General features: G+C 43.0%; 19 protein-coding genes. 8 read left to right on the plus strand and 11 right to left on the minus strand.

Annotation, left to right across the window (positions count from 1 at the left end):
* Positions 1 to 63: 63 nt before the first annotated feature.
* Positions 64 to 423, plus strand: coding sequence for a VF530 family protein (locus tag IEY42_RS06620; RefSeq protein ID WP_229779947.1), 360 nt, complete (start codon positions 64 to 66; stop codon positions 421 to 423).
* Between the two features lie 134 nt (positions 424 to 557).
* Here IEY42_RS06620 and IEY42_RS06625 read toward each other — a convergent pair whose 3' ends face one another.
* From IEY42_RS06625 to IEY42_RS06635, 3 genes are all read right to left on the minus strand, one after another.
* Positions 558 to 1,358: a hypothetical protein gene (locus IEY42_RS06625; protein WP_229779948.1), complete on the minus strand. Its 801-nt coding sequence runs from the start codon at positions 1,356 to 1,358 to the stop codon at positions 558 to 560.
* Positions 1,359 to 1,480: 122 nt separating this feature from the next.
* Positions 1,481 to 2,089: a GTP cyclohydrolase II gene (gene ribA, locus IEY42_RS06630; RefSeq protein WP_188924517.1), complete on the minus strand. Its 609-nt coding sequence runs from the start codon at positions 2,087 to 2,089 to the stop codon at positions 1,481 to 1,483.
* A gap of 37 nt (positions 2,090 to 2,126) precedes the next feature.
* Positions 2,127 to 2,483, minus strand: coding sequence for a YibL family ribosome-associated protein (locus tag IEY42_RS06635; RefSeq protein WP_188924518.1), 357 nt, complete (start codon positions 2,481 to 2,483; stop codon positions 2,127 to 2,129).
* Between the two features lie 473 nt (positions 2,484 to 2,956).
* Between IEY42_RS06635 and IEY42_RS06640 the strand changes: the two genes are divergently transcribed.
* Complete coding sequence (locus IEY42_RS06640) at positions 2,957 to 5,407, plus strand: TonB-dependent receptor (RefSeq protein WP_188924519.1); 2,451 nt, start codon at positions 2,957 to 2,959, stop codon at positions 5,405 to 5,407.
* Positions 5,408 to 5,753: 346 nt separating this feature from the next.
* Positions 5,754 to 6,992, plus strand: a complete 1,239-nt coding sequence (locus IEY42_RS06645; protein WP_188924520.1) for an NADH:flavin oxidoreductase/NADH oxidase family protein — start codon at positions 5,754 to 5,756, stop codon at positions 6,990 to 6,992.
* Here IEY42_RS06645 and nrdG read toward each other — a convergent pair.
* The 3 genes from nrdG to rssA all read right to left on the minus strand — a co-directional run bounded on the left by nrdG (position 6,979) and on the right by rssA (position 10,751).
* Positions 6,979 to 7,449 (minus strand): anaerobic ribonucleoside-triphosphate reductase-activating protein, encoded by a 471-nt coding sequence (nrdG, locus tag IEY42_RS06650; protein WP_188924521.1) that lies wholly within the window; start codon positions 7,447 to 7,449, stop codon positions 6,979 to 6,981. The genes IEY42_RS06645 and nrdG overlap by 14 nt on opposite strands.
* Positions 7,449 to 9,566, minus strand: a complete 2,118-nt coding sequence (nrdD, locus tag IEY42_RS06655; RefSeq protein WP_188924522.1) for an anaerobic ribonucleoside-triphosphate reductase — start codon at positions 9,564 to 9,566, stop codon at positions 7,449 to 7,451. Before nrdD ends, nrdG begins: the two co-directional genes overlap by 1 nt.
* Before the next feature lie 240 nt (positions 9,567 to 9,806).
* Positions 9,807 to 10,751: a patatin-like phospholipase RssA gene (gene rssA, locus IEY42_RS06660; protein WP_188924523.1), complete on the minus strand. Its 945-nt coding sequence runs from the start codon at positions 10,749 to 10,751 to the stop codon at positions 9,807 to 9,809.
* 191 nt (positions 10,752 to 10,942) lie between these two features.
* Between rssA and IEY42_RS06665 the strand changes: the two genes are divergently transcribed.
* From IEY42_RS06665 to IEY42_RS06680, 4 genes are all read left to right on the plus strand, one after another.
* A complete protein-coding gene (locus IEY42_RS06665) occupies positions 10,943 to 12,298 on the plus strand; it encodes a DEAD/DEAH box helicase (protein ID WP_188924524.1) in 1,356 nt (451 codons plus the stop codon).
* Positions 12,299 to 12,412: 114 nt separating this feature from the next.
* Complete coding sequence (locus IEY42_RS06670) at positions 12,413 to 12,850, plus strand: DUF3010 family protein (protein ID WP_160054323.1); 438 nt, start codon at positions 12,413 to 12,415, stop codon at positions 12,848 to 12,850.
* Between the two features lie 176 nt (positions 12,851 to 13,026).
* Positions 13,027 to 13,581: a YgjP-like metallopeptidase domain-containing protein gene (locus IEY42_RS06675; protein ID WP_229779951.1), complete on the plus strand. Its 555-nt coding sequence runs from the start codon at positions 13,027 to 13,029 to the stop codon at positions 13,579 to 13,581.
* Between the two features lie 323 nt (positions 13,582 to 13,904).
* A complete protein-coding gene (locus IEY42_RS06680; RefSeq protein WP_188924525.1) occupies positions 13,905 to 14,564 on the plus strand; it encodes a nitroreductase family protein in 660 nt (219 codons plus the stop codon).
* Between the two features lie 118 nt (positions 14,565 to 14,682).
* Here the strand turns inward: IEY42_RS06680 and IEY42_RS06685 are convergent, their stop codons facing one another.
* On the minus strand, positions 14,683 to 15,057 hold the full coding sequence (locus IEY42_RS06685; RefSeq protein ID WP_188924526.1) for a VOC family protein: 375 nt from the start codon (positions 15,055 to 15,057) through the stop codon (positions 14,683 to 14,685).
* A 372-nt stretch (positions 15,058 to 15,429) separates the two neighbouring features.
* On the opposite strand from IEY42_RS06685, the gene IEY42_RS06690 reads away from it, so the two are divergent.
* Entirely contained in the window at positions 15,430 to 16,701 is a 1,272-nt protein-coding gene (locus IEY42_RS06690) for an MFS transporter (protein WP_188924527.1), read from the plus strand.
* A 110-nt stretch (positions 16,702 to 16,811) separates the two neighbouring features.
* Here IEY42_RS06690 and IEY42_RS06695 read toward each other — a convergent pair whose 3' ends face one another.
* From IEY42_RS06695 to sbcD, 4 genes are all read right to left on the minus strand, one after another.
* Positions 16,812 to 17,228, minus strand: coding sequence for a VOC family protein (locus tag IEY42_RS06695; protein ID WP_188924528.1), 417 nt, complete (start codon positions 17,226 to 17,228; stop codon positions 16,812 to 16,814).
* Between the two features lie 282 nt (positions 17,229 to 17,510).
* Positions 17,511 to 18,785, minus strand: coding sequence for a peptidoglycan DD-metalloendopeptidase family protein (locus IEY42_RS06700; protein ID WP_188924529.1), 1,275 nt, complete (start codon positions 18,783 to 18,785; stop codon positions 17,511 to 17,513).
* A 328-nt stretch (positions 18,786 to 19,113) separates the two neighbouring features.
* Positions 19,114 to 22,806 carry an AAA family ATPase gene (locus tag IEY42_RS06705; protein WP_188924530.1) on the minus strand — a complete coding sequence of 1,231 codons (3,693 nt, stop codon included), beginning with the start codon at positions 22,804 to 22,806 and terminating at the stop codon, positions 19,114 to 19,116.
* Positions 22,803 to 24,146: an exonuclease subunit SbcD gene (gene sbcD / locus IEY42_RS06710; RefSeq protein WP_188924531.1), complete on the minus strand. Its 1,344-nt coding sequence runs from the start codon at positions 24,144 to 24,146 to the stop codon at positions 22,803 to 22,805. The genes IEY42_RS06705 and sbcD overlap by 4 nt, the downstream gene beginning before the upstream one ends.
* Between the last annotated feature and the right edge of the window lie 10 nt (positions 24,147 to 24,156).

Raw genomic sequence — 24,156 nt, forward strand, 5'->3', positions numbered from 1 at the left:
TGGATATCACTTTCGTTATTATACAGGTATAATATTGACAAACTTAATTAGCTCAAACGGTCCATGACACAAGCAAACAACCCTCTTCACGGCATTAAGCTGGAAACTATCGTCACCGAACTTGTTGAAAAATATGGTTGGGAAGAATTAGCTTCTAGAATTAACATTATGTGTTTTAAAGAAAACCCAAGTGTTAAGTCGAGCTTAAAGTTTTTACGTAAAACCCCTTGGGCACGTGACAAAGTTGAATACTTGTACCTTAAAGCCAATAAGCTACCATTACCGCCCCCTAAAGATGACTCTCGCAGGCCAGTAGCTCCACACGCCGCGGCGAAAAAGCCTCAAACGGTTAAAGCCCAAACCAAAAAATCAACCGATACCTCGGGTAAGCCTGTTAATGCCGATATTTGGGGCAACGGATAATCGATAAATAAAAAAAGTGCTGAATATTCAGCACTTTTTTAAGTTTACGTTTCAACTATTGATGTCTTTAATACCAATTCTTACAGTGTAAATGATTAAAGTGTTAATAATTTAACGCCCCCCGTTGAAATGGCCTATAACGGGAACTCAAAAATCAAACGCCATACTTTTAAACCGCCGCCCACTTGATAACTTAATCCGAAATGATCAATTTCAATACTGTCTAAACCAATAGCCGAAAAATTAATGGGCTTAGAGAAAGCTAAAGTCGAACCGATTTCATAAGTGTATGACGTTAGGATATTTTTACCGACGGGTGTGACAAATTTTAGTTGGTTAAAGTACCAGTGCCCTGCGACAAACATTCTCGGTTCAACCCGAATATCATCCCATTGCCAGTCGTAATTCAAAGCTAAATCAATACCGGTTTTTAGTACCGAATACCCCTCTGTGTTGTCGTTTTGATTACTCTTATAGCCGGCGTAGTAAAGACGATTAACCCACACATGGCTATATTCAGAGGAGCCGAAACGGTACAAACTCGACAAGCCAGTAGAGTAAATACCCACATGGCTATGGGTCGAAAAGTTATGCCCGTATCCCAAATCAACGTAAGACTCTAACGTCAATTGGTCGTCGACCAGCCAATGATATTCTATGCCTGGAGTCAGGGTTAACGTACCGACGCTTTTAGGAAAGCTGCCACCAGGTAAGTCATTAAAGGAATAATCAAAAAAACCCAATGATGCCGTTAAGCGTAACTTCAAAAGGTGCTCGTCTGACTCCTCAAGATCAAAGCCTAAAGGAATATTCACCACCGCAGCGCTTTGCCCAGAGGTGCGATAGATACCGCTACCTAAATAATTGGCAAAAGCATAGTGTGATGCATCAGGTTCGGAGGTAATCTCTTCTGCGAAAGCATAATATGTCGTCAAGATGGAAGGTAAAACGAGCGCACAAACAAGCCAAGATAAACGGAAAAAACGACACGATAATAAACCCACAAGACTATGATGTCGCCTTTGATTTATCACCATATCGTTATTATTCGATCTGCTTATTCATCGTTGAAATGATGTTCAGACATCATATGACCAAGCTCAGTCGACTTGGTTTTTAAATATGACTCATTGTAACGATTTTTACCCACTTGTAATGGGATACGCTCAACCACTTCAATGCCCACATCTTGCATGGCCATCACTTTACGCGGGTTATTAGTCATTAAGTTGACTTTTTCAACGCCAATTTGTTTAAGCATAGGTGCTATCATGTCGTATTTACGCATGTCAGCCTCAAAGCCTAAACGCACATTGGCTTCAACCGTATTGGCACCTGCATCTTGTAACTCGTAAGCACGAATTTTGTTAAGCAAACCAATACCGCGGCCTTCTTGACGTAAATACAGTAAAAAGCCTTGGCCTTTTTCAGCAATACTTTGCATCGCAGATTGTAATTGGAAACCACAATCACAGCGTAAACTGAATAAAGCATCACCCGTTAAACACTCTGAATGAATCCGGCCCAATATAGCTTGATTAGAGTCAATTTGACCAAATGTCAGCGCAACATGTTCTTTACCTGTAGCGGTTTCTTCGAAACCGTGCATATCAAACACGCCCCAGGGAGTGGGTAATTTGGATGTTGCGATATATTTTATCGACATGAATTAACCTTACGACAACTAACTGTAAATGATTTAATTAAAATTTAGCTGGAGCAAAACCAGTGACTTCTGAAATGCCCATTTCACGACCTAATGCCGTCAAAGGATGCACAACAACCAAGCCTTTAACAGACTTATTTAACTTGCCCATATCAGCTTGTTCAGCTTTCGTTAATGTGCGCTTAAAACCAAGCGTTTTTAACGCAGTACCTTCTTTGCTTAACTGGCGCGTTTGCTGACCTTTAATGCTGGCAATACGCTTAGTTACAGTGGTAATTTCTTTCTTAAACTGCATGATAACCGCAGTATCACCGCGTTGTTCAGCCGCAACAAGCTTGCGACGAAACTTGTCTAATTTATCATTTAATGTTTGCAGTTCTTGCTTTAAATTCATTTGAATACCTTAAATACTTTGGTGTGTTTGGTGAAAGGCGACTTCATTGTGCCAATACAACACCTTTTCGGACGCAGATTATATACCCAAAACCACTCAATATGCGACAACCAAACCATGGTTATCTGAGTCAAATAACAATTTTCCTCATATTCTGGCTGCATCCTAATCGCTCATTCCCAAACAGAAATAACCTAAACGACAATTTATGTTGCTAGATTGAGCTTTAATAACGATTTTTACTTAGATAATGTCATTCACTTAACAACTCTGATTAATGGTGGAGTAATATCGACTCAACGTTAATAACGCTTACCTTAACGGTGTATTGTTACCCCTCACAACCATTTGGTTGTTTTTCATACAAGCCTTTGTGTTTAAATGTAAATTTTTACATTTAAACACAAATACCATTGCAATCTTTATGATAATCATTATCATTCGCGCCATTAATTTATATAAAGGTCGCATCTATGAAATCGCTTCGTTTATCACTGCTCACTATCGCATGTCACAGTGCGTTATTTCCTGTTTATGCTCAAGATAAGTCACCCGATGACATCATCGCAGAACCCCAAATCTCATCTGATGATTATGAACGGATTACGGTTTATGGTCGTCAAAATCAAGTGGTCAAGAATTCAGGACTTGCAACCAAATCCGACATGTCACTCATGGAAACACCTGCAGCGGTCGTGATTGTCGATGAATCGTTAATTGACTCACAAGGCGTGAGCAATATGCAAGATTTAATACGTAATATCAGTGGTGTAACCCAAGCTGGTAACAACTATGGTATAGGTGATAATTTAATTATTCGAGGTTTAGGCGCTAATTACACTTATGACGGAATGTATGGCGGTGCCGGTTTAAGCAATACGTTTAACCCTACAAGATCGTTAACTAACGTCAGTTCAGTTGAAGTCTTAAAAGGCCCTGCTACTGGACTTTACGGTATTGGCAGTGCTGGCGGCGTAATCAATTTAATAGAAAAAAAACCAGAGTTTGTCAGTCAACACCTATTTGAGGCAGAGGTGGGCCAATGGGACACTTATTCATTTATGGCTGACAGCACTGGAGCCGTCAGTGATGATGTCGCCTATAGGGTTGTCGCCAAAAGTGCGCGTAGTGATGGATATCGTGACCTCGGAACCGATAGAGATGAAGTGTATGGTTCGTTGAAGTTTGACTTAAGCGATGATCAAAATATCATGCTATCTGTCGCTTACATCAACGATTCAATTCCTGTTGACTCCATCGGTCATCCTATCCGAATCTATAACGCTGACTCTGTCGATGGGAAAACAGCAGACCAAGTTAGCGGGAAAGATCTGGTTAATGATCCTAATGGTAATGGGGTGCAACTCTCAGATGAACAGCGTCAACAACTCGCAGATTCTCTTAGTAACACAGATGGGCAACCCCCCTATGACTTTGGGCATAATGGCTTAATTTCGCCTATGGCTAAAGATAACGAAGGCGAAGAACTTCGCTTCAAATTAACCCATAATATTTATTTAACGGATAATCTATTCTTAAATCAGCAGTTGCAATACCGTAACTATGACACCAGTTTTGCTCGCCAAACAGGCGCCTACAACTATGTTTATTGGGAAAGAAACGGTGTCATTAACGACGATCCTCGTGCGCCACTTGTTGAAGACGACGTACTCTATCCTTATGCTGCTCGTCGTCAGGAATACCGTAAAGTCTCTGCAGATGAAGAATCATGGCAATACTTTGCCGATTTACGATACAACTTTGATATTGGCAACATTGAAAACGAATTGTTGGTGAATGCCAACTTTGAAGATCGTACCATTCGTTTTCAGCAATATTCAATTTGGGATGCTGATTATGTATTAACGGACAACAATGGCGACGTAACATATCAAGGTTCACTTCCTTATATCTACGACATTAGAGATCCTAATTGGGGTGAAGGCGATTTTGAAGACTACGATCCATTATTGACCAGTAATTACAATAAAACCGTAGCCGCTTGGGGTGTAGGTGTACAACATGTTGGTTATTTAGGTGGTGGATTGACTAGCCGTATTGGCGTCGCATTTAATGAGATAAAACAAACTTACCAACATTTAGGTGTTGATTCACGTTACAGCAGTAGTTTAGCTGAGCCGCAACCGGAAGCAGATACCACGGATAATGGCATAACCTTCAACTTAGGATTAACTTATATGCCAACTGACGATATTTCAATTTTCGTCAATCACTCGAAGGGACGTACAGCCTACAGTGTGCTCGGTGATGTAACAGGCAGTGAGGCTGACAGAGATGATTCTGAATCAATCAGCAGCGATATTGGTTTGCGTACAAAGGCATTTGACGATCAATTACTGGCGTCATTGGTATTTTTTAAAACATCACGCACAAACGTGGCTTATTCGAATCCAGATTATGACAGCAGCCAGACAACCACAGACATTGACCCCTATTTCTATGATGGTAGCGAAGATACTAAAGGGGTTGAATTAGATCTCAATGCCTATTTGAACGATCAATGGCAAGTTAACGCAAACGCAGTATATCAAGATGCACGAGACAACCAAAACCCAAATAGTAGTGGCTATGGGCAACGTCAAAAAGGGGTACCCTACGTCACTGCAAGCACTTGGGTCACTTATGCTGCTGAGCTTGACCTCCCCGCACCGGTTTCTATTAGTTTAGGCGCTGAATATGTCGGCCAGCGTAGCACTAACTCAAGCTCATTTGGTATTCCAGACGGTTATGTGCCAAGTTACACCGTATTTGACACAGCCATTAGTTATGATGTGGAACGTTATAAAGTTCAACTAAATATTAATAACTTACTCAACAAATCATATTACGAAAAAGCCATGTTCCTAGGTGGTTTACCAGGTGAAGAGCGTAATGCGAAATTAACGGTAACCTACCGTATCTAATCAAAACCACTCAACACCACACAACACACTGCCTGCACGTTACTGTGCTTGGCAGTGTTTTTGTTTATGGTGGTATTACTTTATGATGACGGGCATTAATCAACCTGAGCTCGGGATAATAAACGCCTTTCAAACAGTCCTTTGCCCTACTAACTGCGTTGAATCGATTTACAATAGACTAGCTATTGACGCGTCAATTCGCTTTGTTAGCAGAACAAATGACAAGCTTGAAAGTTAGTAATGATAACATGTTGATTTTTAAAAGCATAAGTTCATCCCTTATCCCGAGCTCAGGTTAATCAATAAAGAGGGATAATCTAATCCCCTTATTTAAGGACAGCATTAAATGACCGACAGATTATTTAACTCATACACCTTACCCAACGGTAGCGTTATCCCTAATCGCATTGCCAAAGCCGCCATGGAAGAAAACCTCGCCAATGCAAAACAACAGCCTGATAGCGCGCTGTTTGCACTTTATGATGCGTGGGCAAAAGGTGGCGTGGGTTTAATGATTACCGGTAATGTCATGGTTGACCGTTATGCCATGACAGGCCCAGGAGGCGTCGCATTAGAAGCCGATAGTGATTTAGCACCATTTACACAGTGGGCCAGTATTGCCAAACAAAACAACGCCCGAGTATGGATGCAACTTAATCACCCTGGTAGGCAGGTGTTCAAAGCCATGGGCGGTAAGAACCTAGCGCCGTCGGCTATCGCGCTAGATTTGGGCAAACATTCGTCGATGTTTTCACAACCTAAAGCCATGACTCATGAGCAAATCAATGATGTCATCAGTCGATTTGTCACCACCGCAAGCTTAGCTCAGCAAGCGGGATTTGATGGTGTGCAGATCCACGCAGCCCACGGATATCTATTAGCGCAATTTTTATCACCGCTCACCAATAAGCGCAGCGATGAATGGGGTGGCAGTCTTGAAAATAGATCAAAATTACTACTTGAGGTCGTTAAGCAAGTCAGACAGCACTGCGGTGATAAATTTGATATCGCAGTTAAGCTTAATTCAGCTGACTTTCAACGTGGCGGCTTTGATATTGATGATGCCGAAAAAGTCATTGCTATGCTGGCGCAATATCAAGTTGATATGGTGGAATTATCTGGCGGCAGTTATGAAGCACCGGCCATGCAAGGCAGAAGTGCTGATGAACGAACCCTCGCCCGTGAAGCTTACTTTCTCAGTTTGACCAGCCAATTAGTGGCCAAGTCGACGATTCCATTGATGTTAACGGGTGGAATTAGCCGTAAAGCCATTGCCGAGCAAGTACTCGATGCTGGTTTTGTGATGTGCGGTGTTGCCAGTGCATTGGCATTTTACCCTACCCTAGCAAGCTTATGGCAAACGCAGCCAGAATATAGCCCACAATTACCTCGGGTAGATTGGCAAAATAAGACGCTGGCGGGATTAGCCACAATGGCGATGGTTAAACGACAATTAAGACGCATGAGCCAGGGGCAAGCGCCACAAACTAATGATTCGCCGTTGTGGTGCTTAGTCGTTGATCAATTTAATACCAAACAACGCACTAAGCGTTATCGCCATCAGCTTGGGATCACTCACGGGTAAATCGGTGGATTATCTGATTGCTGCTTCCGCGCCACAATAGCGCGGGATCAGCATTTTCTTGCTCAAACTTACCGTCAATCAATACATCAACCAATGCAACCACAGCTTGTTGCGCCTCACTTAACTCATCAAGCTGATAACCGCTCCACAGCCAAATGTCTTTGTCTGGACATTCACGCTTAACCCGCTTAACTAAATGTAAAATGGTTTCAACATTAGCAGGGTGCAGCGGATCGCCGCCACTTAACGACAAACCACGACGTGAAATGCGAGTGTCAGTTAAATCAGCAATGATTTGGTCTTCAAGTGCTTGAGTAAATACATGACCCGAATCAACACGCCAGGTGCTTTGGTTATAACACCCTTTACACGCATGTTCGCACCCGCTAACAAATAATGTACAGCGGGTACCTTCGCCATTAATAACATCAACACTGTGATAAGCACTGTAATGCATTACAAATGTTTCACTCTGCGTTTAACTTCTTCTTGTTTACCAAAGTTAAATGGCCTTGCATCTGGACTGCCCAAATAACCACATACTCGGCGGGTAACCGACACTCGGCTGGGTTCATGGTTGCCACACTTAGGGCACACAAAACCTTTGCTGGTACAATTAAACTCACCAATAAAGCCACAATCGTAACATTCGTCAATGGGGGTATTGGTACCGTAATAAGGCACTCGGCTGTAGCTGTAATCCCACACGTTTTCTAATGCTTCAATGTTATGTTGCATATTGGGGTATTCGCCGTAGCAAATAAACCCACCATTAGCGATGGCCGGATAAGGTTGTTCAAAATCAATCTTATCGAACGGATTAACTTTTTTCTCAACATCTAAATGGAAGCTGTTGGTGTAATACCCTTTGTCGGTCACGCCAGCAACCACACCAAACTGCGCGGTATCAAGTTGGCAAAAACGGCTACATAAGTTTTCGCTTGGTGTACTATATAAGCTAAAGCCATAACCGGTTTCTTGTTTCCAAGATTCAGTCGCTTGCTTAAGTTTACTGATAATCGCCACTGCTTTATCGCGAAGTGCCGCATCATCAAACACATGCTTGTCGTGGCCATAAATGGCATTGATGGTTTCATGTAAACCAATAAAGCCTAATGAAATCGATGCGCGGCCATTTTTAAAGATTTCGCTCACATCATCATCAGCATTTAAGCGCACGCCACATGCACCTTCCATATATAAAATCGGGGCAACACGCGCTTTAACCCCTTCTAAACGCGCAATACGAGTATCGAGCGCTTTTCGAGCGATTAATAAACGTTGATCCAATAACTGATAAAAACGTTGTTCATCGTTACCGGCTTCTAAGGCGATACGCGGTAAGTTTAAGCTCACTACACCTAGATTGTTACGCCCTTCGTGGATTAATTGACCGTCTTCTTCATAGGCACCCAAAAATGAGCGACACCCCATTGGTGTTTTAAATGAACCAGTCACTTTAACCACTTGGTCATAATTTAAAATATCAGGATACATGCGCATGCTTGAGCAAGTAAGCGCCATTTTTTTAATGTCGTAATTAATGTCAGTCGCTTTATGATTCACGCCATCTTTAATGCCAAACACCAATTTAGGGAACACGGCTGTTTTGCGGTTTTTACCTAGACCGGCCATACGTACGGTGAGCATTGACTGCTGAATTAAACGTGACTCCCACGAGGTACCTAGGCCAAAACCAAAGGTCACAAATGGCGTTTGTCCGTTTGCGGTATGTAAGGTGTTAACCTCATACTCTAAAGACTGGAAGGCATCGTGACACTCTTTCTCAGTTTGCGTCATCGCAAACCCTTTTTCGTCAGCTACCTGCCATTTTTTTGCCACTTCAAGGTGTTTTTGATAACTCTTTTGGACAAACTCAGCTAACACTTCATCAATACGATTAATGGTTGTGCCACCATAAATATGGCTTGCTACCTGAGCAATAATTTGGGCCGTGACCGCTGTTGCAGTCGAAATTGATTTAGGTGTTTCAATTTCAGCATTACCCATTTTAAAGCCGTGAGTTAACATGCCAGCTAAGTCAATTAACATGCAGTTAAACATTGGGAAAAAAGGTGCGTAGTCTAAATCGTGGTAATGGATTTCACCCTTTTCGTGGGCAGCGACGACATCTTTAGGCAATAAATGCGTTTTAGCATAGTGCTTAGCCACAATGCCGGCTAACAAGTCACGTTGAGTGGGAATGACCTTAGCGTCTTTATTGGCATTTTCGTTTAAAATGGCACTGTCTGATTGCTCAACTAAACCACGAATAGCGCAATTTAATTTGCTTTGTGCTTCACGGTGTTTGTCACGGTCGTGGCGGTATTCAATATAATGACGTGCGACTGATTTAAATGGACCTGACATTAACAAGACTTCAACGGCATCTTGTAAGTCATGAATATCTACCTGGGCTTTATCAGCCATTTGCGCTTGTACAGTTTCAGCCAGTTCCAACGCATATTGATGGTCTGCTTGCCCGGCAGAATCCATTGCAGCCACTACCGCATCTTTAATACGACTCGCGTCAAACGCAGTACGGCATCCGTCCCTTTTCACCACAACAAGCATACAATCCACCTTTTTCTGAATGCCGCATAAACACCATATATCGGCGCGGCAGTATCAATTAACACTATATGCTGTGTATTAGGCGCTATATCGAGATAAGCTTCTTTGATCCAGATCATAAGAAAGCAGACTGGTGGGTATAACAGGAATAGTGAATTTTCTTTAGATAAAAATGCTAAAATTGCTCCGCAACAGGCTACATCTGGATACCATGGATAATGTGTAACCTGTTACGACTTATTATCGCTTAAATAATGTTGCTTCTAATAAATGGGCAATGTCATGTACTGCGGCTTCACCTGCTTCAATCGCTTCTTTAGCACGATGAAATTCCATGGTGCCGATATCAGCAACATCGGGCACAATACAAATATCAGGTGGCTCGCCCATTAACCGTGAACGTTTATGGCGCTGCTCAAGAATGTCCATTGATTGCGACATTACAGCAATCATCCCAGGGTGTGTTTTACTGCCGCCAAGGGAAAACTTATCGGTTAAGCCGCTCATGTAATCTTTGCCTTTACCCCATAGGTCCATAAAACCCGACTCTAACTGCTTTTTTTCTGTAATCGGCTCTGATGGTTTAGGCTCGCGACTTTTAATTTGTTCTGGCAACATGTGCATATGGCCACGGCGATGACCGTTTAAATCAACGGCAATAACAATATCGACCCCCATAGCACGGCACAAAGACACCGGCACAGGATTAACCACAGCGCCATCGACTAACCAACGGTTGTCTTGTTGTACTGGGGGTAAAAAACCCGGCATCGAGCATGATGCTCGCACGGCATGGCGTAAGTCTCCTTCTCTGAACCAAATTTCCTGTCCAGAATATAAGTCTGTTGCCACTGCTGCAAAGGGACGTTTAAGTTTTTCAATATCAAGGCTACCAATACGGCCCGCTAAAACATCAAACACTTTTTCGCCACTAATTAAGCCGCCTTTACGCCAGCCTAAATCCATTAACCCGAGTACATCCCAGCTAGAAAAACCACTGACCCAGGTTTCAAGTTCATCTAAATGCTCATTAGCATAAGCAGCCCCTACCAATGCGCCCACAGAACAACCGGCGATTTTATCTGGATAAATATCTAACGAGGCTAATCCATTTAAGACCCCAATATGCGCCCAGCCTTTTGCGGCACCGCTGCCTAATGCTAATCCTACAGTCGGCTTTGTCATATTTATTCCTTCCAAACACACTATGATTCCCATCACTCAACAATAATCGTTTCTGGAAAAACCAATCTTCCTATCGATTTAACATACAAATGATGACTGTCAAAAAATAGCATAACTAAAGCGACTCTTGTTGGCTATAGCACTGTGAAACGGCTATAATCCGTGGCTATCATTTTTTAGGGGATTTACCTTTGCAATTTACCGATTTTCAATTGGACAAGCGCCTGCTTGACAGTTTAAAGCACCTTGGCATTACCACGCCTACCGATGTTCAAGCGCAAGCACTGCCCATTGCCTTATCTGGTAAAGATTTAATGGCCTCGTCTAAAACGGGTTCAGGTAAAACTTTAGCGTTTTTATTACCCGCTATGCAACGCGTTATCTCGACTCGCGCCTTGTCTAAAAAAGACCCGCGGGTATTGGTATTATTACCCACTCGCGAATTAGCTCAACAGGTATATGGCCAACTGCGTTTATTGGTGGCCAACACCCAATACAAAGCGATAAGTGTATTAGGCGGCGAAAACTTTAACGACCAGGCTAAAGCTCTGGCACGTGACCCACATTTTATTGTGGCCACACCAGGTCGTATTGCCGATCACTTACAACAACGTCACCTGTATTTAAATGGTCTTGAGTTGCTGGTTCTTGATGAAGCCGACCGTATGCTCGACTTAGGGTTTGCACCGCAGTTAAAAGCCATTAATGATGCAGCCGATCATAAGCGTCGCCAGACATTAATGTTCTCTGCCACCCTAGATCATGACAGCATTAACGAAATTGCTGCCACTTTGCTTAAATCCCCAAGCCATGTGGCCATTGGTGAGTCGTATACTGAGCACAAAGATATTGTCCAGCGTATTATCCTTGCGGATCACTTAGACCACAAACAAGCGCTGTTACAACACATTCTTAAACAAGAACAGCACAAGCAGGTCATCATCTTTACTGCGACACGTGCTGACACTGACCGTTTGGCCACATTACTGGCATCACAAGGTTTTGCAACTTCAGCGCTGAGCGGCGACTTAAAACAATCGGCTCGTAACCAAATTATGGATCAATTTGCCCGTGGTCAGTCGCAAATACTGGTTACCACCGATGTGGCATCTCGCGGTCTTGATTTAGTTAACGTGTCATTAGTGATTAACTTTGACATGCCAAAATTTGCTGAAGAATACGTACACCGCATTGGCCGTACGGGCCGTGCTGGCGCTAAAGGTGATGCGATATCATTTGTTGGCCCCAAAGATTGGGACAGCTTTAAAAAAGTGCAGCTATTTTTACGTAAAAACTTTGACCTCACGGTTATTGAGGGCATGAAAGCTAAATTTAGCGGCTTAAAAGATAAGCCAACAACCGGTAAAACCGCCACCAGCAAAAGCAAGGTCGCTGCAGGCAATAAAACCAATAAGGCTAAAAAGGCCAAAGCAGCACCTAAGCGTGATAAACGCTTTATTACTGGTGTTGACGTGGGTGACGCGCCAATGCGCCGTAAAGTCAAACCAATTCAGATTATTGAAGAAGACAACAGCTCAGAAGACTAAATAACGTCTTTTAAGCAAACAATATAAAGGGGTGTGCACCCTCATTTGCGCAACTCAATGAATAACGACACGTCAGTAAAACTGATGTGCAGTAACAAAACAGTAAGGATTAACATGAAAATTTGTGGTGTAGAATTAAAAGGTGGCGAAGCCATTATCAGCATGCTGACTTATGAAGGCGAAACTTATAACGTACCAGCATGTCGTAAAGTGTCTTTTAGCATATCAAACTCAAATGAAACGGAATCAATCCGTGAGTTTCACTTCGCCTTTCACAAACTGATGGAAGATTATAAAGTCGATCAAATTGTCATTATTGAACGTGAACAAAAAGGTAAATTAGCCGGCAGTGCCACCAGCTTTAAATTAGAAGCGGCAATCCAAATTACCGACCTTCCGGTCAACCTTATCTCACCTGTTGCAATCAAAGAGCAGTTAAAGCGTAACCCACCGCAGGTTGATTTTGAATCGTTAGATCTTAAGCGTGTGCAACAAAACGCATTTGATGTGGCTTATGTACAACACAACCGCATTATTTTTGGTAAAGCGTAAACTGCCACATTAGGGCGTTACTGCAATAGTCAGTAACGCCATAATCATGTCATTACCACTCACTTCACATTTGCACGCAAGTTGCCAACATGTCAGACAGTAAACCCAAAAGCCGCCAAGCTCCGCCAAAAATGCCGCTTAAATCTGCTAGTCTGGCATTAAAGCCCAAAACAGATATGAGCAAGCTCATTACCAGCGCCGACATTAAACAGCGTCAGAGTGAACAAAGTGCTTTACGTTATTTAAGCGGTTACCGACCTGAAGTTGTCGCGCAAATTGGTCAGCTTGTTGATAGCAACGCATTAGGTGCTCACTTTTTAAGTCGCTACCCACGCGTGCACGATATCCGTACTGACAAAGCGTTATATGATATGGCGATAGAGTTAAAAAACACCTATATGCGTCAATCAGATCCATTAGCAAAAGTGATTTTTGATGAAAAAATTAATGTCAGCCACCACGCACTCGGATTACATTCTTATGTCAATCGACGCCAAGGAAATAAAGTCAAAGCTAAAAATGAAATTCGTATCTCTTCACGCTTAAAGCACATCCCGTTTGAACTGCTGCAAATGGTGGTGGTACATGAACTCGCCCACCTTCGTGAAAAAGACCACAACAAAGCCTTTTATCAATTGTGCACTTTTATGCTGCCAGACTATCACCAGTATGAGTTTGATATGCGAGTATGGCTGGTCGCCGAAGAAGTGGGACAATCGCCTTACACTTAAGTCTCGCGTATTGAGCACACCTTCACACCTTGTAAAACCGCCTGCCCGGCTCACACTAACCCCTATCGCTTATTTGCACACTAAACCCTAATGAGTGACATCTTCGCTTAACATTTGGTTATAAATGCCCTTATTGTTGTGTCGTAAGACAGCTTATTGTGGACCTATTTATCCATAATAATTGGACGATATGAATATATCTATTCGGCGTGATGACCTTTATTATCCACACAACTTAGAAAGCTACAGGCTTTAGTTCGCTATCACAATTCGTTTATAAAACATCAAAGTGTGTGTGCTTAAATATTAATGTGGAGAAAAACATGTCTCATCAAATCATTCAAGATCTAAACAACCGCTATACTGCAAAAAAATATGACCCAAGCAAACGTATATCTGTTGAAGATATGGACGTGCTAAAAGAAGCAATGCGTTTATCTGCCTCTTCAATTAATGCACAACCATGGAAATTTATCATTATAGAAAGTGATGAAGCCAAGCAGCGTTTTCATGACACTTATGCCAACATGTATCAATTTAACCAACACCATGCAAAAGCGGCATCACATATTATTTTATTTGCTTACAATCCTCGTTTTACTAAAGAACAGTACAAAAAAGTAGTGGATATCGAAGTCAGCTCAGGCCATTTACCGGCAGAGATGTTTGATAATATGCTCAATGGTGGGTTTACCTTTGCAGAGGTAAATACTGATGAAAGTGGTTATAACGGTTACTGGACTAAAGCACAAACCTACATAGCCTTAGGTAATACTTTGCATGTACTGGCACGTTTAGGGATTGATTCAACCCCGATGGAAGGTGTCGATGCCACCTTAATTGGTAAAGAGTTTGAACACGAATTAGAGGGTTATATATGTGACGTGGCCTTAGCCATAGGTTATCACATGGATGGCGAAGATTATAATCACGGTCTACCTAAAGCACGTTTAGCACTTGAAGATATCTTCATCGAGTTATAACTGATTATGATGGGGTTAATGTGACAGCACATCGCTTAACCCTCATTAACATTACGATAACGTCATTACACCTAACCACAACGCAGTATAGTAAACTCTGTCAGCGGCTCGCTCCGGTTTATGAATTAACTCGCCAAGGCGGATTTAAGCGATTCTCCCCCGCCCAATAAAGCTTAACTTTATTACCACTTGGGTCAAACAATATCGCCTCACGCCATAAATAGGCTTCATCTGTGGGTAACTGAGCAAACTCAATCCCTTTTGTTAGCAAGTCATCTACCCAGCGGTCTAACTCAGCATGCTCAAAGTAAATCACCGCGCCATTCATTGTCGGCTCAGGCTCTAGTGATAACGAAAAAGTACTCTGCCCCATCGGGCATTCAAAGCGCGTATAATGTGGCGTATCAACGATTAAGGTAAACCCCAAAGCTTGATAAAACGCCACCGCCTTATCCATGTTCGACACAGGTAATGTCACTTGATTGAGATTCATCGCTTCCCCTAATTGTTTGGCACTTTGTGATATTCAAGTTTGTTAAATATAAGTGCAACATTGATTAAATGCCTACCGAGTTGGTGCTATGAAGTTAATCTCATCGTGACACTCAAAAACTAATCATCTGATAATATTGAATAAAAAACAATCCCAATAGTTGGCATAAATCTTCCAACCTTAATGATGCTGATAAGCTCATCTAACTGCAACAGTCGCTCATTAGCACGCTAGTCATAGTCGAGTTGCACAACAATAGCATCTACATCGGCCACACACAGGATTAAAGTCCGCATAAAAAAACTGAAATAAATATTACCAATATTGGCTCACCGTATGCCTGTGCATAGACATACGAGCCTTTGGAGTAACATGTTAAATGCGTTAATCCCAATTTCATCTCTACTCTTGTCTAATGCCTTCTTATTGCTTGGCCACGGTTTATTGCTCACTTTGCTGCCTATTGCAGCGAGTGAATCAGGGTTCAGCGACACGCAAGTGGCATTAACGGGCTCGGGCTATTTTTTAGGCTTTGTCTCAGGTTGCATAGCCACCCCTTACATGCTGAAGCGGGTGGGCCATATACGCAGCTTTGCCGTACTCGCAACAAGCTATTCTGTTGTCATTTTAGTGTTCCCTCTTTTACCTGAATTTTATAGCTGGCTGTTGTTACGCTTTCTTATCGGTGTGGTGATTTCTGGCTTATATATGATTATTGAAAGTTGGTTAAACGGCACATCATCAGCAAGTAACCGAGGTTCAATACGGTCTATTTACACCACATTAAATTTAGTAATGGTCATGTGTGGTCAGCAGCTATTTAACTTAGGCAGTGCAAGGGAATCCATGTTGTTGGGTTTAGCAGCTATATTCATATCCATTGCGATAATCCCAGTGTCGTTGACTCGTTCATCTGCACCCGAGGTCGTTAAACAAGTGAACTTAAATATGGCCAAAGTGTGGAAACACTCTCATGTCGCGCTGATTGGCGCCGTAGTTGCTGGGTTTGTTACTGGTGCATTTTGGTCTTTGGCCCCTATTTATGCGAAAGATAATGGTTTTGACAGTATTCAATTAGGCGCATTCTTATCCGCTACCGTGTTTGGTGGAGCTTGTTTTCAGGTGCCTTTAGGTAAGTTTTCTGACCGTTTTGATCGACGAAGTGTGCTGATGTTTACCGCGCTAGCCGGTGCTTTGGTGTCAATGTTATTTATCGGACTTCCCTATGTTGTCAGTACCTTTGGCGGTTGGCCGGCCGCTATTTCGGCCTTTTTTTGGGGAGGAACCTGTATGACGTTGTACGCAATATGCTTAGCTCACGCTAACGACAATGCAACCTCAGAAGACTTTGTTGAAATAAGCAGTGCCATGCTCATCACACTTGGCCTATCGTCTGCAATCGGGGCGCCAATCGCATCACTTGCTATGGGGCTAATTGGTGCTCAAGGGTTATATGCCTTTACCGGTATATGCCTCGCGACCTTTTTTGTTATCGTGTTATTGAGACGCCGTAGTCACACAATCCCATCAACGCTCGAAACCAAAGAAAGCTTTCGCGCTGTGACAGATATGGCCAGCCCAACGGCTTATGAAATGGACCCAAGGACAGAAGCTGATGCAGATGCAGTTAATGTTAGGCAATAAATGCAGCTGATAAACCCGCAAACTGAGTTAAATGACAATGTATGAATCATATTGTTGCAAGAACAATGGATGAGTAGCATTACAGGTTATTTGCCGATATCAGTTGATACCTATCTTTTTGCCATTGGATGATCAGGATTTAGCTGAAGTAAATCCCATAAGTTGCCGTATAAATCTTCAAATACCGCAACGGTGCCGTAGTCTTGTTCTTGTGGCTCACGTACAAAGTGAATACCTACCGATTTCATCCGCTTGTAATCGCGCCAAAAATCATCGGTATTCAAAAAGATGAACACGCGGCCGCCCGTTTGATTACCTATAAAATCGTACTGCTCAGGCTTGGAGGCCTTAGCCAGTAATATCGCAGTGCCATGTGAGTTTGGCGGCGCGACAACCACCCAACGTTTATCTTGTTCGGGCTGATAAGTGTCTTCGATAAGCTCAAAGTTTAATTTGTTTACGTAAAAATCGATTGCATCATCGTAATCTTTTACCACGAGTGCAATATGAACAATATTCTGCTTCATTGTATTACCTAACGTTGCCCTTTAGGGACGAGTATTGAAATATTCACACAAGAACAGTTCTGCTATTGCGACAATGTTAGCCCACAAGGGTTGCCACTATATTTGGGTTCTGCTTTTGCTTGTTCTTTGTTCCCTAACATAAATCGCACTCTGGCTTTTGTCGATACCAATACCGAACCGATGACGGCAGTGTGACAAACAGTCATAAAAAATGCAGCTCATAGGCTGCATTTTTATGTTGTTTTCATCATGCCAATAAACAGCAGAGTTATTGAGCGTTCATTAACCCAGGTCCATCATCATTGTGCGGCTGCGTACTAGCGCCTGAAACTCTTGTAATTGCTTTTTAGGCAACACTTTGGCTTCGGCAATATTGGCTTTCATCGCATCAACTGGGCGACCATTTACAATAAACTCATAATGTAAATGTGGTCCTGTCGATGCGCCGGTGTTACCCGATAAAGCAATCACTTGACCGCGAGTGACACGCTGGCCTTTCTTGACTAAAAATCTCGACAAATGCAGGTAGCGAGTGCGCACCTTGTTGTCATGTTCAATCACAATATAATTACCCGCAAACGCATGTTTTGTCACCATGGTGACAACACCGTCTCCTGGCGCAACCACTTTAGTGCCAATAGGGGTGGCAAAATCGGTGCCGTTATGAGGACGAACACGACCTGTGATTGGGTGTTTACGATTAGGGTTAAAGCGCGAGCTTAAACGGTACTTTTTATTAAGTGGGATACGCTGAAACGCTGGCGCCAAACTCTGGCCGTTCACATCGTAATAATTACCGTCGATATTTTGGAATGCGGTGACATCACGACGGCCAGTGTTAATACGAATACCTTCAATAGAGGTCACGCCCGTTGGTTCACCTTCAACAAATTGATCGTTAACCAGCACAGAGAAGGTATCACCGGCACGTAACTCACGAGAAAAATTGAGTTTCGACTTTAATAAAGATTCAACTTTTTGAATTTCAGCAGCACTTAAGCCTGCATTTTTAGCAGAAACATAAAATGATCCGTTAATTTCACCACCGACAATACGATTTTGCCAAATACCATCTATGTGGATATCGTTCACTTCATAACTGCCATCTTCAAAGCGAGTAAACACCACTTGATGAGCAGGATTAAAATACAGTTCAAGTTTTTCAAGCTCGCCGTTGGCATTGTCCCAAAACTGGATGCGGTTGCCTGGCAGTAACGTATCAAGAGCCAGCACTTCTAGGTCGGCCTCTAGCACTTTATACATGGTACGTTGATCAATACCGGCAAGCTCAAACAAGTGGCTTAAGGTGTCACCTCGTTCAATCACGCGGTCTAATATTGGCGTAACTTGTTGAGCGATGGTGGGCGCCTGAGATTGTTGTGCTATGTGCGGTAATAATGAATCTATATCAATAGCAACAGGGATTCGTTGAGATGAAAACTCTTGTTGTGTTGGCCATAGCATGGCAGCACCAACCACAAACACACTTGCTAGCAATAACTTCTTGTGCAAGTTCGGTAAGTTCAGTGAACTTACATCTGGCCTTTGAAAGCCCATAATTTTACTCGTTAGCAATGTCTAATCCACCCTAAAAGATGACGCTTTATATTTATTGTTTTTCTTTTACTGCAAATTGTTATTGCGAAATAGGCATAGCACGAACTAACCCTATGCCATCACATCGTTTTTATTAAAAATATGCCCCAATATTTGATGCTACGTCGTCCGGTAAAAACTGCTTAAAACACCGACTTTTGCACTCAAACTGCATATCAACGCTCTTTTATATCAAAAAAAAATCATATTACAAATATAAAATGTCATTTAATTCATAATTAGTTTGAACTTGATTGCAGCAATCATGGGAGTTTGAGGCCGATCGCTATCATGTAACAGCAAATTCACTTTGTAATTTGCTGATACCGAGCCCGTTCATCTTATTCACTTTTACTTGCACACTGATCCGCTCTTTCATCGCTTCAATATGGCTAATCACCCCGATCATTTTGCCCGATGCATTAAGATTATCTAAAGCATCGAGTGCGGTATCTAGGGTTTGACTGTCTAACGTACCAAAGCCTTCATCTAAAAACAGTGAGTCAATGCTCGTTTTATGACTCACAAGGTCAGAAAGCGCCAATGCAAGGGCTAAACTCACTAAAAAGCTCTCACCGCCCGACAAGGTTCGGGTATCACGCACTGCATCGCCTTGCCATGTATCAAGCACTTGCAGTTCTAGCGCGTCAGACTCTTTTCGCTCCAATAAGTAGCGCCCTTGCAGGCGCTCTAGTTGTCGGTTAGCCAAAGCGACTAAATGATCTAAAGTGAGCCCTTGGGCAAATTTACGGAACTTATCACCTTTTTGTGATCCAATTAACGAATGTAAGTAAGCTAAATCATCGTACTCTTGCTGCATTTTAGCTTGTTCAACTAACAGTTGTTGCTGCCCTGCTCTTTTGCTGGCGTCTTGTTCTAGTTCGTGACTTAAGCGCCACAGTGTTTGTTTATGTTGCGGTATCTCAACATCAAGGGTTTGGTGCCTGTGCGCAATAACCTCATATTGACTAACATCATATTCATGCTGTTCACCAATGTGAGTCAGCTCAGTTTGCCGTGCTAACGCTTGTTCAACCAAGGTGTTTGCTTTGACGATATCGTTATCGAGTTGTTGTTTAAGGAGTTGCAACTTTTCACGTGCTTGCGGTGTCAGTAACGCTGCATTAAACGCTGTTTCATCGGTGAATGGACTGCGTTGTAACGCATCTTGCCACTGTGTTTGCAGTTGTTGTAACTCTTGTACTGCATCTGCTTTTTGGCTAGTCACACCTTGCTGCTGAACCTGTAACTCGGCACGTTTTTTGTCTGCCGCTTGTAACTGTTGTTGTGCAAGTGCCACTTGTTGCTGGGCTTGCTCTAACGTGTGCAGACTTGATTGTTTTTCATCATCGACCACTTTGTCTGCAAACAGGCTTTGACGCTTGGCTTGTAAGTTTTCAAGTTGGCTTTGTACTTGATCAACCAGTTGCTGCTGCGCAGTTAACTGGGTATTAAGCTCACCTAACTGTTGTTGGTTACTGGCGATTTTTTCGCTGGTGATTGTCAGTTGTTGTTGGTTATCGATGGCTTGTTGTTGTGCGTTGGCCCAATCCGTTAACTGTTGTTGTAATGCTGCTAACCACTGCTTGGCGTCATGGAGAGTGGGTGCACTCAATCCATTGGCGCTAATTTGCGTTGTCAGCAGATTAACCATGTCAGTTTGTTGTTGGGTTAAGGTGTCAATTCGCTGCTGCAGTGCCACAAAACTTTGTTTGGTATTTTCAAGTTGTTGTGTCAGCAAACCTTGCTGATTAACCAGTTGGCTCACCGCTTGCTCAGCTTGAACGCATTGTTGCTGATGTTGATGCAAGGTTTTTTGACATTGGTTGAGCTGAGTAAGCTTTGTGGCTAATTGTTGCTGCTGCGCTTCGGCGGCGGCAATATAATCATCTAACGCTGCTTGTTGTTGAGTGTCTAGAGATAAACCCACCGACAAGGCATGAGTTTGCTGTTGCCATTGTTGCTCAATACTGTGTAATTCTGCTTGTGCTTGATTGTGCTGTGCGGTGCTGTTATCAAACTTGACTTGCAGTGCAGTTTGCTGGTTTTTCAGCTCCTCACCCTGCTTTTTAATGCTGTCTAGCTCGGTTTGTAATTGCTGTGCCCGCTGCTCAGTGGCAGACACATTAAGCGCTTCATAATGCTCAACTAATGGATGCTCTGTCGCACCACATAATGCACACGGCTCACCCGCTTTTAATTTAGCTCGCTCTAAAGTCAAGTTAGCGATTTGCTGCTCTTGCTGCAATAAGGTTTGTACATCTTTAACTTGTTGGTTTTTATCGCTCCACTGAGTTCTAACCGCTGTTAATGATTGCGCGATAGCTTGCAGCTCACTGTCAAACTGGGCCGACTGCTGACTCAATTGCTGGCATTGCTGCTCCGAGCGGACAAATTGAGTGAACAGTTGAGTCAGTTGATAACGCCCTGCTTGTTGATCAACACATTGTTGATACTGCGCGCTGATCTGCGGCTCATCTTCACCAGCCAACACGTTAGCCAAAGCTTGCTGGCTTTGAGTTTGCTGAGCGTTCGCTTGAGTGAGAACCAATTGAGCTTGGGTAATTTGTGGGCTCAATTGGTTTAAAGATGCTTGAGTTTGCTCAGTATTGAGTTGATGCTGCTTGGATTGCTGTTCAAGCTGTGCCAGTTGCTCTGTTAATTGCTGCGCCTGGGCATATTGCGATTGCCACACGCCGAAGGCTTTAGCGATATCCTGACCTTGTGGCAGCGCATTGAGTTGTTGTTCAATTTTTTGTTTATCAGCACCTAGTGATTGCTGCTGGGTGAGCAATTGCTGCTGTTGTTGTTGCACTTTTTGTTGTTGTGACTGAGTTTGTTGAAAACTGGATGACAGTTGCGATAGTTGATAATTAACCTGGTGAATCTGTTGATCAAGTGGCAATACTTGTTGGTCAATTAAGATCAATAAGGCTTTATGCGCTTGGGTTATGTGCTCAAGCTGTTGCTGATGTTGACCATGTTGTTGCTGATGAGTCTGTAACTCAGATTGTGCCATCTGCGCCTGCTCATCAAGCTGAGTCATTTGCGTGGCCAAGGCTGTGACTTTTTGTTGTGCTTTTTGTTGTTGCTCAAACAAAGGGGCAATGAGCTGAGCGGGCTCACTGTGAGCCAATTGTGTCAGTTCAGAGCCATGTTGTTGCTGGCGCTCAAGCGCTTGCTGTTGCTGCTCATTAGCATTGCTTAACGCTGTTTGAGTGTGTTGGACATTATCCGCCCAGGTTAAATATCCTGTTAATTGGGTTAACTGTTGCTGCTGGGCTTTCAAGGTTTGATTGAGTTGCTCAACGTGTTGTTGCTGCGCTTCACGCTGCTCATCATCGAGTAATTCAACACTGCCAAGCTTGGCTTCTAATACCTTTAAATTGGTTTTTGCTTCACTAAAGTGTTGGTGCACTCGCGCTGAAATTAAGCCATAAATCTCGGTGCCGGTCAGTTCTTCTAATAATTCGGCACGGTCATTGGCATCGGCATTTAAAAAGGCGGCAAACTGCCCTTGCGATAACATCATCGACTTTGTAAAACGGGCAAAATCCAGCCCTGTTATTTGTTCGACTAATTCGGTTTTACGTTTAATTTGGCTGGCAAGAATTTTACCGTCGCTTAACTTAGCCAGCTCAACCTGTGCATCCTGCAAATTGCCGTCGGCTTTATCTCGTGAGCGACGCTGACTCCAAAAGGCACGATAAGCCACGCCTTTTACTTCAAACTCAACCTCAGCTAAACATTCTGCCGTGCCGCGAGTCATGAGCTCGTTGGTGGTTTTTGAAATGTTATTTAATCTCGGCGTGCGATGATACAGCGCTAAACAAATGGCATCTAAAATGGTGGTTTTACCTGAACCTGTTGGGCCAGTAATGGCAAACAGGCCGTTTTCAGCAAATGGTGATTGGGTAAAATCAATTTTCCACTCATTTTTAAGTGAGTTAATGTTTTTAAAACGCAGGCTTAAAATCTTCATCCTTGTTCACCTTCTTGCGCGTTATCCAGTTGATTATTTTTATCGATTGCTGAACTGTTTGCCTCTTGCAGCACATGGCTTGCTGCGGTTTCCTGATGATTACGCTCAGCCTCAACCTCGGCGACCACTTGCTCAAAGCATTGGTTAATCCTACTGAGCTGTGCTTGTTGTACTTCTGTGTCAAATTGCTCTTGCGCTAAACGGCGGGCAAACACCTGGCTGACACTCAACTCTGATAGGGTTTCGTTGTCCAGTTGTTTAATGTGCTGCTGACGTTGGCTTCGGGCCCGTTTTAGCTGTAGCACTTCGACGGCTTTGTCTTGAGTTAAATCAGCAATTCGTGACTGTAAGTCAGATAAATAATCTTGCTGGGACACTTCAATACTTAACCAGGTTGCTTGTTCTGCGTGGTGTTTGTCATCAAAAGCACTCAGTTGTTGCTCAATACTGGCTAAATCGCCTTTTAATACTTGCATGGGCTGAAACAGCGGCACCATGAGAGGCGTGACTGAATTGAGTTTACCTTCAGTAAATTCAACTAAAAATACTGATTTATTAGTTTCATGTTGGCTTGATAATTCATCGAAACTCAAAGGAATGGGTGAACCGCTATAACGAATGTGTTCAGACTTAGCCACCACTTGTGGGCGGTGAATATGGCCAAGGGCAATGTAATCGGCTGGCGGAAAATGAGCGGCATTAAAAGCATCTAAACTGCCGATGTAAATATCACGCACTGACTCTGATGTACTGGCGCCGACTGTAGTTAAATGTCCGGTTGCGACGATGGCAACGGGGCTGGGTAATGTGGTATTTAACGCACAAGCTTGCTCAAAACAGCTCTGGTATAAATCGCTTATGGCTTCGCCAAGCTTACGCTGTTTATCTCCCGACGATTCTCCCGATTCGCTCAGTACCATATCTCGTGGTCGCAAATAGGGCAGCCCACACAAAATAGCGCCCACCTCACCTTGACGATTTTTGAGCGGCATAACGTGTTCATTAACACTGTCAAATGCGCCAGGAATTACGGTGGTATTCAGGCAAGCTAAAAGATGTCTTGATTCGTTAAGAGTTGAGACGGAATCATGGTTGCCGCCTAAAATAATCAACTGACAGCCACTTTGTTGAATTTGCACCACAAATTGATTATATAAGGCACGGGCATAGCTTGGTGGAGTGCCGGTATCGAAAACATCGCCGGCAATTATGAGTGCATCGACTTGATGTTGCTCAATTTGGCTTAGCAACCAGTGCATAAAGGCCTGATGCTCAGCCGCGCGGCTCTTACCGTAAAAATATTGGCCTAAATGCCAATCAGATGTGTGAATAATGAGCATAACATCCCTT

This window comes from Shewanella algicola (assembly GCF_014648035.1).
Classification (GTDB): Bacteria; Pseudomonadota; Gammaproteobacteria; order Enterobacterales; family Shewanellaceae; genus Shewanella; species Shewanella algicola.